This window comes from Kluyvera sp. CHPC 1.2972 (assembly GCF_036759925.1).
Taxonomy (GTDB): domain Bacteria; phylum Pseudomonadota; class Gammaproteobacteria; order Enterobacterales; family Enterobacteriaceae; genus Kluyvera.
The window spans coordinates 41,670-53,702 of sequence record NZ_JAPKIB010000022.1; the positions used below are offsets into that span (position 1 = coordinate 41,670).

The 12,033-nt window shown below is 53.1% G+C and carries 14 protein-coding genes; 4 read left to right on the forward strand and 10 right to left on the reverse strand.

All coding sequences use genetic code 11. The features are described from left to right. The first annotated feature begins 6 nt into the window (after positions 1 to 6). Complete coding sequence (locus tag V6944_RS21630; protein ID WP_333500474.1) at positions 7 to 645, forward strand: TetR family transcriptional regulator; 639 nt, start codon at positions 7 to 9, stop codon at positions 643 to 645. A 23-nt stretch (positions 646 to 668) separates the two neighbouring features. Here V6944_RS21630 and fumD read toward each other — a convergent pair whose 3' ends face one another. After that, the gene (gene fumD, locus V6944_RS21635; RefSeq protein ID WP_185668663.1) at positions 669 to 881 is read right to left on the reverse strand and encodes a fumarate hydratase FumD; all 213 of its coding nucleotides are present in this window, start codon (positions 879 to 881) and stop codon (positions 669 to 671) included. Positions 882 to 1,132: 251 nt separating this feature from the next. Here fumD and ynhH point away from each other — a divergent pair, with 251 nt between their 5' ends. The 3 genes from ynhH (at position 1,133) to V6944_RS21645 (ending at position 3,307) form a co-directional block, all read left to right on the forward strand. Continuing rightward, complete coding sequence (ynhH, locus tag V6944_RS23365; protein ID WP_442910764.1) at positions 1,133 to 1,339, forward strand: protein YnhH; 207 nt, start codon at positions 1,133 to 1,135, stop codon at positions 1,337 to 1,339. Positions 1,340 to 1,346: 7 nt separating this feature from the next. Continuing rightward, the gene (gene pykF, locus V6944_RS21640) at positions 1,347 to 2,759 is read left to right on the forward strand and encodes a pyruvate kinase PykF (protein ID WP_185668662.1); all 1,413 of its coding nucleotides are present in this window, start codon (positions 1,347 to 1,349) and stop codon (positions 2,757 to 2,759) included. A gap of 311 nt (positions 2,760 to 3,070) precedes the next feature. Then, entirely contained in the window at positions 3,071 to 3,307 is a 237-nt protein-coding gene (locus tag V6944_RS21645; protein WP_002908860.1) for a major outer membrane lipoprotein, read from the forward strand. 63 nt (positions 3,308 to 3,370) lie between these two features. On the opposite strand, the gene ldtE is transcribed toward V6944_RS21645, so the two are convergent. From ldtE to V6944_RS21690, 9 genes are all read right to left on the reverse strand, one after another. Beyond that, entirely contained in the window at positions 3,371 to 4,387 is a 1,017-nt protein-coding gene (gene ldtE / locus V6944_RS21650) for a L,D-transpeptidase LdtE (protein ID WP_333500475.1), read from the reverse strand. Positions 4,388 to 4,496: 109 nt separating this feature from the next. Continuing rightward, the gene (gene sufE / locus V6944_RS21655; protein ID WP_333500476.1) at positions 4,497 to 4,913 is read right to left on the reverse strand and encodes a cysteine desulfuration protein SufE; all 417 of its coding nucleotides are present in this window, start codon (positions 4,911 to 4,913) and stop codon (positions 4,497 to 4,499) included. 12 nt (positions 4,914 to 4,925) lie between these two features. Beyond that, positions 4,926 to 6,146, reverse strand: coding sequence for a cysteine desulfurase SufS (gene sufS, locus V6944_RS21660; protein ID WP_333500477.1), 1,221 nt, complete (start codon positions 6,144 to 6,146; stop codon positions 4,926 to 4,928). Beyond that, positions 6,143 to 7,417, reverse strand: coding sequence for a Fe-S cluster assembly protein SufD (gene sufD / locus V6944_RS21665; protein ID WP_333500478.1), 1,275 nt, complete (start codon positions 7,415 to 7,417; stop codon positions 6,143 to 6,145). The genes sufS and sufD overlap by 4 nt, the downstream gene beginning before the upstream one ends. Next, entirely contained in the window at positions 7,392 to 8,138 is a 747-nt protein-coding gene (gene sufC, locus V6944_RS21670; protein WP_333500479.1) for a Fe-S cluster assembly ATPase SufC, read from the reverse strand. Before sufC ends, sufD begins: the two co-directional genes overlap by 26 nt. 17 nt (positions 8,139 to 8,155) lie before the next feature. Next, on the reverse strand, positions 8,156 to 9,643 hold the full coding sequence (sufB, locus tag V6944_RS21675; protein WP_333500480.1) for a Fe-S cluster assembly protein SufB: 1,488 nt from the start codon (positions 9,641 to 9,643) through the stop codon (positions 8,156 to 8,158). 10 nt (positions 9,644 to 9,653) lie between these two features. Continuing rightward, on the reverse strand, positions 9,654 to 10,022 hold the full coding sequence (gene sufA / locus V6944_RS21680; RefSeq protein WP_333494896.1) for a Fe-S cluster assembly scaffold SufA: 369 nt from the start codon (positions 10,020 to 10,022) through the stop codon (positions 9,654 to 9,656). Positions 10,023 to 10,640: 618 nt separating this feature from the next. Then, positions 10,641 to 11,426 carry a hypothetical protein gene (locus tag V6944_RS21685; RefSeq protein ID WP_333500481.1) on the reverse strand — a complete coding sequence of 262 codons (786 nt, stop codon included), beginning with the start codon at positions 11,424 to 11,426 and terminating at the stop codon, positions 10,641 to 10,643. Between the two features lies 1 nt (position 11,427). Then, complete coding sequence (locus tag V6944_RS21690) at positions 11,428 to 12,015, reverse strand: glycerophosphodiester phosphodiesterase (RefSeq protein WP_333500482.1); 588 nt, start codon at positions 12,013 to 12,015, stop codon at positions 11,428 to 11,430. Between the last annotated feature and the right edge of the window lie 18 nt (positions 12,016 to 12,033).

The following is a 12,033-nucleotide window of genomic DNA, read 5'->3' on the forward strand; positions in this document are numbered from 1 at the left end:
GTTGTTATGTCCGCCATCGCTCAAGACGAAGCCCAGTCGCTTAAGAACCGTATTTTCAACGCGGCCATTGCCGTGTTTGCCGAACATGGGCTGGCGGGAGCCAGAATGGAACAGATTGCCGGGGAAGCGCAGACCACCAAACGTATGGTGGTTTACTACTTCAAAACGAAAGAGCAGCTGTACCAGTCGGTTCTTCAGTATGTTTATTCGCGGATCCGTGAAACGGAGCAGCAGCTCGGTCTGGAGAATCAGCCGCCGGTAGAAGCGTTGGTGCAACTGGTGAAGTGGAGCGTGCGTTATCACGCCGAACATGCGGACTTTATGCGTATTATCTGTATGGAGAACATGCAGCGTGGGAAATGGCTGTTGGCGTCGGGCGACCTGAAACGACTCAATAAAAGCGCCCTTTCGCTGCTGGAACACATTCTTCATCGCGGGCAGGCGCAAGGCATTTTTCAGCCTGCGCTTGAAGCCCGCGACGTGCACCGCCTGATCAGCAGCTTCAGCTTTTATCAGGTTTCCAACTTTTATAGCTTTAACAGCCTTTATCTGGACGGTCCGCTTCCAGACATCGATGATGACGCGCTGATTTCCCATCACAGCGAACTGGCCGTCAAAGCTATTCTGCGTTTCGTTATCGCCTGATCATTATTTATTTCAAGGTGTTATCACTGCCCTGAAAGCGCAGTCACCACCTTTTGCATCGCTTCGCGCGTCAGCTCGGAGCGCTGAATTTTGTTATTAGCCAACGCCGTACGCACCACGCCTGCAATCACAATATGCTTTGGCTCCTGCCCTAAATCGCGCATTTCCAGCACTACCTTGCCCACCACGCGGCACATTTCCTGGTATAAAACGTCGTCTTTCGCCTGATTTCCCATCGTTTACGCTCGCTAATTTCCATTAATAATCAAATTATTATTGATTCTATTAGTGGATAAAGCAAATCAGCAACGACCACCGCGCAGCTTTCATCGATTTGTTGCGCATCTTCGCTGTTACATTTTTAGAAGTAATACGTTTTTGTTTTGTTAATTAGCGTCTTTTAATTTTGAAACGGTGTTTTTATTTTCTTTTTACAACATAACATCGTATAATCTGCGGCGTTTCTTTCTTGAATGGTTTCAGCTCATTGGACTGCATTAATAAACGATTAAAACATCGCCTATTTAACTATGCTGAACCTCTAGCACACTTTCCTCTGCACGCTTTTTTTATGTCACCTATCCTTATGGCGTGGCATAGCAACTTTCGTAATACCGGTTTGACTCCATGGCTGTGCGCGCATGGAGCGAGAATTCAAAATCCCAATCCTTCTCAATCTCAACTTAAAGACTAAGACTGTCATGAAAAAGACCAAAATTGTTTGTACCATCGGGCCGAAAACTGAATCCGAAGAGATGTTAGGCAAAATGCTTGACGCTGGCATGAACGTCATGCGTCTGAACTTCTCCCACGGCGACTATGCTGAACACGGTCAGCGCATCAAAAACCTGCGCAACGTGCTGAGCAAAACCGGTAAGAAAGCAGCTATCCTGCTGGATACCAAAGGCCCAGAAATCCGTACCATCAAGCTGGAAGGCGGTAACGACGTTTCCCTGAAAGCGGGTCAGACCTTCACTTTCACCACCGACAAATCCGTTGTGGGTAACAGCGAAATCGTTGCTGTGACCTACGAAGGCTTCACCACTGACCTGACCGTGGGCAACACCGTACTGGTAGACGATGGTCTGATCGGTATGGAAGTGACCGCTATCGAAGGTAACAAGGTTATCTGTAAAGTGCTGAACAACGGTGACCTGGGCGAAAACAAAGGCGTTAACCTGCCTGGAGTTTCTATCGCTCTGCCAGCACTGGCTGAGAAAGACAAACAGGATCTGATCTTTGGTTGCGAGCAAGGCGTTGACTTCGTTGCGGCGTCTTTTATCCGTAAACGTTCTGACGTTGTTGAAATCCGTGAGCACCTGAAGGCGCACGGCGGCGAAAACATCCAGATCATCTCCAAAATCGAAAACCAGGAAGGCCTGAACAACTTCGACGAAATCCTCGAAGCATCTGACGGCATCATGGTTGCTCGTGGCGATATGGGCGTTGAGATCCCTGTTGAAGAAGTTATCTTCGCGCAGAAGATGATCATCGAAAAATGTATCCGTGCACGTAAAGTCGTAATCACTGCGACCCAGATGCTGGATTCCATGATCAAAAACCCACGTCCTACCCGCGCTGAAGCAGGCGACGTCGCCAACGCCATCCTCGACGGTACCGATGCAGTCATGCTGTCCGGCGAATCCGCTAAAGGTAAGTACCCGCTGGAAGCGGTAACCATCATGGCGACCATCTGCGAACGTACTGACCGCGTGATGACCAGCCGTCTGGACTTCAACAACGACAGCCGCAAACTGCGCATCACTGAAGCCGTATGCCGTGGCGCCGTTGAAACTGCTGAAAAACTGGACGCGCCGCTGATCGTGGTTGCTACCCAGGGCGGTAAATCTGCACGTGCTATCCGTAAATACTTCCCGGATGCCACCATTCTGGCGCTGACTACCAATGAAACCACTGCTCGTCAGCTGGTGCTGAGCAAAGGCGTTATCGCTCAGGTAGTCAAAGAGATCAGCTCTACCGATGATTTCTACCGTATGGGTAAAGAAGTCGCTCTGGAAAGCGGTCTGGCTCAGAAAGGTGACGTTGTTGTCATGGTTTCTGGCGCGCTGGTTCCAAGCGGAACCACCAACACGGCATCCGTGCACGTACTGTAATAATCCACATACTTATTATAGTTTGCTTAAAAAAGCGCCCTCTGGGCGCTTTTTTTATACAGTCAGATAACTGAGCTCAATAAAAAATCAAATAGGCTGTCACTATTTAAACTCAGATTATCTAAGATGAATCCGATGGAAGTCCTCTGTTTTCACACACTTTTTCGCCATAAAATCCCAAAGTCGATGGTTCTTTGAGCGAACGATCAAAAATAAGGGAAAAGGCATAAAAAAATATTCTCAATATAAAAAAGTTTGTGTAATACTTGTAACGCTACATGGAGATTAACTCAATCTAGAGGGTATTTATAATGAATCGTACTAAACTGGTACTGGGCGCGGTAATCCTGGGTTCTACTCTGCTGGCAGGTTGCTCCAGCAATGCTAAAATCGATCAGCTGTCTTCTGACGTTCAGACTCTGAACGCTAAAGTTGACCAGCTGAGCAACGACGTGAACGCAATGCGTTCCGACGTTCAGGCTGCTAAAGACGACGCAGCTCGTGCTAACCAGCGTCTGGACAACCAGGCTCACTCTTACCGTAAGTAAGAGTTCTGGTAATAAAAATGGCGCACATTGTGCGCCATTTTTTTTGCCTGCGATTTGCCGGCTCTACTGCGTCACCTTTCCGGATGACGTTTCTGCCCCCACCGCTTCTCCCCGCGCACTGTTCTGTACCGACAGCACTGGTTCAGCCGCAGAAGCCGTTCCTTTCCCCGTGGAGATAATCACCGGATAACCGGCACGACGCGACAGCGTTTTTTTCACCTGGTCTTCGCTCACGCTCGCCTGCTGGACGAACTGCTTAAAGCCAGGGGATAACGTCATCTTCATGGTTTGCGTGTCCTGTGCTTCGTTCTGCGACAGCGGGCGATGCACTTCCAGATAGCGAGAGCCATCCGGCTCAACGGCGTACTTCACCGGTTCGTTGATCACCCTGACCGGCGTTCCACTGCGTACCTGAGCAAACAGCGCTTTGATATCTGGCGCATTCATGCGAATACAACCCGAGCTGACGCGCAGACCGACGCTGTCCGGGGCGTTAGTGCCGTGAATGAGATATTCGCCGTTACCGTACGCCAGACGCAGCGCAAAGAGCCCCAGCGGATTACCTGGACCCGCAGGCACCACCGCGGGCAACGTGACGCCACGCTCCAGGGAACGCGCGCGAATGCCCGCTGTTGGCGTCCAGGTCGGGTTGGGGATCTTCTGCCCCACGCGTGTCGTCATTTCCGGCGTTTCCAGCCCTTGCAGACCGATGCCAATAGGATAGACCTGCACCTGCTGTTCTCCCGGCGGGAAGTAGTAGAGGCGAAGTTCAGCCAGGTTCACCACAATCCCTTCACGCGGCACATCCGGCAATAGCATCTGTGACGGGATAGTCACCACGGTACCGGGTCTTGGCACGGGCGCGATGGTATTGTTGGCTTCGAGGATCAGCATCGCCGCCGTATCAAAGCGTCGGGCAATAGCCTGTAGGTTCTTGTCACCGTCCTGAACGGTGTAGGTTTGATTCTGGCCGATTAAACGACTGTTGGCAGGGGGTAATGGGTAGTCAACGGCCCAGGCGCTGGAAATAGCGCTGAGGGCTCCTAAAATGCTGAGTGTTAAGAGGGACGCGCGCTTCATATCTGGATTCCTTATTCATATTCACTGACAACGTGCCAGAAAGCTGAACCACCAGCGTGGCGGGCTTAAGCCCGCCTTTCGTAACAGAATGAAAGCTGTCTATTTGATATTAGCTAAAACTTGCTGCTTGCGTACGAATTGCCCGAATCATCGCCTCCAGCCCCTGGGAGCGCGACGGTGTCAGATGCTGCGCCAGCGCCAGCTGTTCAAACCAGGGGCGAACATCGAAAGCCTGAACGTCGGCGGCGGTCATGCCATCGTAGAGGATAAACACCACGGCAATCAAGCCTTTAACAATAGCTGCATCGCTATCGCCCTGCAGGGTTATCCGACCCTGTTCATCGCGCCCCATCACTATCCACACCTGGCTCTGGCAGCCCTGAATAAGGTGTTCAGGGCTGTGTAGCTCGGTGCTTAACGGTGTCAGGCGCTGCCCCAGTTCGATGATATAGAGGTACTTTTCTTCCCAGTTGGCGCAGCGCGTGAAGTTGCGCAACAGTTTGTCTTTATCCGGTAAAGCCGCCATCGTTGCTCCCTGTTAACCCAATAAGCGCCTGATGCGCTGTAACCCTGCCACCAGTCTGTCGACCTCTTCAACGGTGTTGTACATCGCCAGCGAGGCCCGGCACATAGCGGGAACCTGGTAAAATGCCATTAGCGGCATGGCGCAGTGGTGGCCGGTACGTACGGCGATGCCGTAGTTATCGAGAAAACTGCCCACGTCATAGGCGTGATGCTTGCCGAGATTAAAGGCAATCACCCCACGGCGCTCGGCGGGGCCGTAAAGGTGCAAATCAGGCACGGTGGCCAGCGCATCCAACGCGTAGCGCATCAGGGTCTGCTCGTATTCGTCGATCGCCGTCAGGCCCAATGCATTCACGTAGTCGAGTGCCGCACCGAGGCCAATAATGCCGCCGGTATTAGGCGTACCCGCTTCAAAACGCCACGGCGCTTTGGTCCAGGTGGTGCCTTCGGTCAGGCTGACGGTGGCAATCATTGAGCCGCCCCCTTCCCACGGTGGCATCTCCTGCAGGATCTCCGCTTTGACGTACAGCGCACCGATCCCGGTGGGTCCATAGAGCTTGTGACCGGAGAAGGCATAGAAATCGCAGTCCAGCGTCTGTACATCAACCGGCAGGTGCATCACCGCCTGCGCGCCGTCTACCAGCACCTTCGCGCCGTGGCGATGGGCCAGAGCGATCAGCGCCGGCAGCGGGTTCTCCGTGCCCAGTACGTTAGAGACCTGGGTTACCGCCAGCAGCCGGGTACGTTCGTCAAACAACGCCTCTACGGCATCGAGTTGCAGGGTACCGTCAGGCGTGAGTGGGATAACCCGCAGCTCCGCCCCGCTGCGCGCGCAGAGCATCTGCCAGGGCACGATATTGGCGTGATGCTCCATGGCGGTGATCACGATATTGTCACCGGCCTTGACGTTGCTGTTTCCCCAGCTATTCGCCACCAGGTTAATCGCCTCGGTGGTGCCGCGGACAAAGACAATCTCTTCGGCACTGGCGGCATGGAGGAAGTGCGCCACTTTCTGGCGCACATCTTCCATACGTTGCGTCGCTTCGGCGCTTAGCGTGTGGATCCCACGGTGTACGGCGGCATAGCCGTGACGATAAAAGGTCGCTTCGGCGTTGATTACCTGTTCCGGTTTTTGCGCGCTGGCGGCCGAGTCGAGATACACCAGCGGCTGGCCGTGAACCTCACGCGCCAGCACCGGAAAATCACCGCGAACCTGTTGTACGGAAAAAGTCATTGTTTACCTCCTGCCAGACGCAGCCCAATGCGCGCTAGCACGTGCTGCTTGAGCGCTTCAAGGGCAATGGCATCGGTCAGCCCCGCGGCAAACGCATAGAGGATGATTTTCTTCGCCTCCTCCTGCGCTATCCCGCGTGAGCGTAAGTAAAAGAGCTGCTCATCGTCGATACGACCCACGGTGGCACCGTGGCTGCACTTGACATCATCAGCATAGATTTCCAACTGCGGCTTGGTATCCACTTCCGCCAGCCGTCCAAGCAGCAGATTGTTGTTGGTCATCTGCCCGTCGGTTTTAATTGCATGCGGTGCCACGGTAATCACGCCGTTAAACACCGCCCGCCCCTTATCGTTCACGATGGTTTTATGGAGCTGGCGGCTGTTGCAGTAACCCTGATTATGTTCAAGCCAGGTACGTGTATCGCACACTTCGTTGCCCACCGGCATCGACAAGCTGTTGACCCGTAGAGTGCTGTTCTCGCCATTCAGCTGTGTGCTGGTGTGGTGACGGGTGACCGCCGCGCCCAGCAGGAAACTGTGGCTGAAGGCCGAGGCATCGCGTCCTAATCGCAGATCGTTGTGGGCGAAGTGGTAGCTCAGGGCATTTTCACAGTTCAGCTTAAGATGCTGAAGTTGCGCGTTGTCCGCCACCTCTGCGGTCAACCTCGCACCGGTAAAATGGCGCGCCGCATTCAGGCTAACGTACTGTTCAATCACCGTCGCCTGCGCCCCTTCCGCCAGGCGGAGATGGTGGCGATAGTGCGCAGTGTTCATCTCATCAGAATCAAGGCCGCGGGTAATGTGCAGCAACAGCAGCGGTTTTGCTGGATGCTGATGACGCGCCACCGCAATATGGGTCACGCTGGTTGCCAGCCCTTCGGTCAGATGGAGGAAGACTTCACCGTGCACGGCATCCGGCAGCGACTGACGTTGGTTATCGACCATCACCTCAAACCCGCTCGCCGATAAATCGTCGCTCAGTCGGGCATCGAACTGCCCATCAACAAACACCAGCCGGTAGGCATCCAGCGCCACCGCGTGCGCATCGCGCTCTGCGACGGTCAGCGCTGGCAGTGCCGGAGCAACGAAAGTGCTGGCGAGCAGTTTATCCAGCGAGGTGTACTTCCAGTCTTCATCTTTGCGTGTTGGCAGACCCAGCTTTTGTACCTGCTGGAGGTGCTGCTGCGCCTGAGGCGACACGTTGCCGCCCCGCGACTGGAACAGCGCATGCCACTGCTGCAGCGCGCTACTGTTGTTCGCTAAGCCAGCCATAGCCCTGCTCCTCCAGTTGTTTCACCAGACGGAAGTCGCCGGATTTCACAATGCGCCCTTGGTAGAGCACGTGCACCACGTCCGGCTTGATGTAATCCAGAATGCGCTGGTAGTGGGTGACGATGATAAACGCCCGCTTACCGTCGCGCAGCGAGTTCACGCCGTCGGCGACGATTTTGAGGGCATCGATATCCAGCCCGGAGTCCGTTTCATCGAGAATGCAAAGCTCCGGTTCCAGCACCGCCATCTGTAGAATATCGTTGCGCTTCTTCTCGCCGCCGGAGAAACCGACGTTGACCGAACGGGTCAGGAGATCCGCGGGCATCTTCAGCAGATCGATTTTCTCTTCCATCAGATCCTGAAAGTCAAAACGATCCAGCGGTTCCTGCCCGCGATGCGCGCGCACCGAGTTCAGCGCGGTTTGCAGGAAGAACTGGTTGCTGACCCCTGGGATCTCGACCGGATACTGGAAGGCCATAAAGATGCCCTCTCCGGCCCGCTCTTCCGGCGACAGCGCCAGCAGATCGCTGCCCTTAAACGTTACCGAACCACCGGTAACGGTGTAATCTTCACGGCCCGCCAGCGTCGCGGAGAGCGTACTTTTCCCTGAGCCATTCGGCCCCATAATGGCGTGCACCTCGCCTGGGCGCACGTTCAGGTTAACGCCGCGCAGGATCGCTTTATCGTCAACCGAGACTTCTAATTCGTTGATATTCAACATACCGTTTCCCTTAATCCTTAACCGACGCTGTGTTCGAGGCTGATAGCCAGCAGTTTTTGCGCTTCCACGGCGAACTCCAGCGGCAGCTCCGAGAAAACATCCTTACAAAAGCCGTTCACGATCATCGAGATAGCATCATCTTCGCTGATGCCGCGCTGCAGGCAGTAGAACAGCTGATCTTCACCGATGCGTGAGGTGGTGGCTTCATGCTCCAGCTGTGCGCTGTTATTGCGGCATTCAACGTACGGAAAGGTATGCGCCCCGCAGTCGGGGCCAATCAGCATCGAGTCGCACTGAGTGTAGTTACGCGCATTGGTCGCCGTCGGCATGATTTTCACCAGCCCGCGATAGCTGTTCTGACTATGCCCGGCAGAGATCCCCTTCGAGATAATGGTCGAACGGGTGTTTTTACCGATGTGGATCATCTTAGTGCCGGTGTCAGCCTGCTGATGGCCACTGGTCAGCGCCACCGAGAAGAACTCACCAACCGAGTTATCCCCGCGTAGGATGCAGCTCGGGTATTTCCAGGTGATCGCCGAACCGGTTTCTGACTGCGTCCAGGACATCTTGCTGTTTTCCCCTTCGCACAGCGCACGCTTGGTGACGAAGTTGAGGATCCCGCCGCTGTTGTTGTCGCCGGGGAACCAGTTTTGCACGGTAGAGTATTTCACTTCCGCGTCTTTATGGATGATCACCTCCACCACCGCCGCGTGTAGCTGATAACTGTCGCGCACCGGGGCGGAACAGCCTTCGATATAGCTCACGTAGCTGCCTTCATCGGCAATCAGGATGGTGCGTTCAAACTGGCCGGTTTTCTCGGCGTTAATACGAAAATAGGTCGAGAGTTCCATCGGGCAGCGCACCCCTTTCGGGATGTAGATAAAGGTACCGTCCGAGGCCACCGCCGCATTCAACGCGGCAAAGAAATTGTCATTTTCGGGCACGACAGTGCCCAGGTAGCGCTGGACCAGTTCAGGGTGATCGTGGATAGCCTCGCCAAAGGAGCAGAAAATGATCCCTTGCTCGCCCAGCTTTTCCCGATAGGTAGTGGCAACCGAGACGGAGTCAAAAATAGCATCCACCGCCACTTCTTTACCTTCGCGCACCGGAACACCGAGCTGGTTGAAGGTAGCCTCTACTTCATCGGTCAAAAAGCTGCTGGCCCCGGTTTGCTGCTGCGCACCTGGTTCGGAAGCGCAGGTATCATCACAGTTACCGCACGATGGCGCGGAGTAATAGCTGTAGTCCTGATAGTTCAGCGAGGTGTAATGGGCTTTTAGCCAGTGTGGCTCTTCCATCTGGGTCCAGGCGTGATAAGCCTTCAGGCGAAATTCCAGCATCCACTCGGGTTCATTGCGTCGGGCTGAAATCGCCCGCACCACCTCTTCATTGATCCCTTTCGCCAGTTCGTCGGTCTGTAGTTGGGTAAAAAACCCTTCTTTATAGTTCAGCGGGCCGCCGGCCCAGGTCTGGACATCGTCACTTGCATCAGTATTGCGCGTCATTATGTACCGCCTATACCCCGAAGCTTTCGCCGCAGCCACATTCGTTCTGCGCCTTCGGGTTATGATATTTAAACAGCTGGTTCAAGCCTTCCCGCACGTAATCCACTTCCGTGCCGTCAATAAACGGCATCGCGCTTAAAGGCACCCACAGCTTCGCGCCGTCGGCCTCGAACAGCAGATCGTCTTTATTCGGTTCACTCACCGCGTCCAGCACATAGCCAAAGCCCGCGCAGCCGGTCTGTTTCACCCCAAGCCGCACGCCCTGAATACCGGGCTGTTGTTTAACCAGCTCCCGAATATGCGCCGCCGCAGGCGGGGTAAGCGTCACGCCACGCCAGGTGACATCGCTGGGATCGAAAGTTCCAGAATGCAAATCCATAGGTCTACCTCATCAGTGGAGCCACAAAGGGATAACGCTATGTTAGTGATAATGATTATCACTTCAACCCGCGCCACGTGGGGGTATTCCCCGTTTTCCCTTTATTGATGTCTTTTTATAAGCATAGACCCTGCGACAAGCGGCGAATGAGATAGATTAATTTTTACAATGCTTTGAAAAATAATGGGTTTGTTGATGGTGATAGCTGGATTAGCGAGATGTGCTAAAGATGTATAGCCAATGCCTATTTATTTAATCGGTTTTGAGAGGTTCTGCAAATCAGGCACTTAGAGGATAATCAGTGGGTTAGGGAAAGTGCTGTATGGACATATAGGGACATATACGGCCTTTTTGATGCCCCCAAACCTGCCCCCTGAAAGCATTCTGCCCCCCATATGCCCCCCCAGATTCGAGTTTAAGTTAGTGGTTTTCAAGAGCATTAGCGCAAGACGAATCACTACCCTCACCGGTTTCGAGTTGTTTTGCGCTAATTTTTTGCCATCACATCTCAGTCATTATTGACTGACAAAGCTGCGGCGTTGCATGCAGATGCATTCGCCATAGCTTACAAATAGCAGTTCCTCATATAACACGCCATCCGCGAAAGTGTGTCTGAAATCAGCAAGTAACAACAACATGAAGCCGAGCAGTACCTCCGGCCAGCACATCAGATTTGAACGCCCCATCAGACTGAATCAATTTAATATTGCATCCAGTATTTGTTACTGTATTCGGACCTGCGCTAACAAACCCTGCTGACGCAAGGCTAAATCCTGTGTCGATGGTGATACTGACAGCAGGAGCTAGGGATTCATCGACCCCGGGCCAACCAACAGCGATTTGATCCCCTGATGCCGATATTAGAAACGCCCCACCCGTAAAGAAATTCGCTGCATCAATAGTCCACACGCCACCACTACGTAGTAAATTGAACGCAATCGCTTTATTGCGGCGCTCACCGCTGATTGCTAATCGAGGGTTTCTAAACTCAAAAGTGCCCTGCGATGTTGTACTGGCTCCGTAGGCCAAAGATATCCAGTTCCCACCGTCAGCCACAATCCAGTCAATACGTAGGGTTACCCATTCTAGTGACGACGTAGTCGCAACACCCACAATTTTTCTACCAGCTGAAATTCCATTACCGGATCGTGAGTCCATCTCAATAGAAGCGGAACCTACTGTAAGCGAGGCGCATCGAACGTCTACTGAGAAACTCAATGTTGTTCCGTGTGCCTGTTTACCTAAATCCATTAACTGCAATGCAGCGGAGGCTGTTGACGACTTTATCAGAACCGATTTTGTTATGTCGTTTTTGTTGAACGTATTTGAACCAATAGGTATATCTGAATAGGATGAGAATGACTGCATACCTTTTGGTAATGTTTTATAAGTTTGAACTTGCATATTACCCCCGGTAAAAGTCAGTAATAATGATATCGGTACCAGCACTGACTGCATTATCAAAACGAGTTGGTGTATTAGCAATAGCATATACAAGCAGTAAACCACGGTCTTTTATACTTGATACCGCTGATGCATCTGTGATAATGGGGCCACTTAGCATTGCCGCGCAGTTACCCAGTTTATAAGCCAGGTTAAGTCGGTCTTCGTCCAATGCAGCGCCGTAGCCGCCCATGACGCATAGCCCGATATACGCATTTTTAGAACGCAGCAATTCTAGGGTTTGTGGGTATGTGGACTGGACGCAAACATCCGTCGGGCGTGGGCCATAATATTTTGTGACGAGAGCCAGGAAGCTATCCGCCTGGTCAGAAGTCATCGGAGCAGACCATTCCGCTAATGGGGTTACTGCGCACCGTTTGCACTCGCGCAACCATTCGTCATAATTCATTATCCTCTCATTTGCCCAGGCGGAGGATACATAGGACCCCATGTCCATTGCTTTTAGTTGAGCATAGGTGAATGACTCTATCGCACCTGTGTTAACGTTATTTGTGAATCGCCACGGGTTTAACAGACACCTCAGAGTCATTTAAGATGGCTTAAAGAG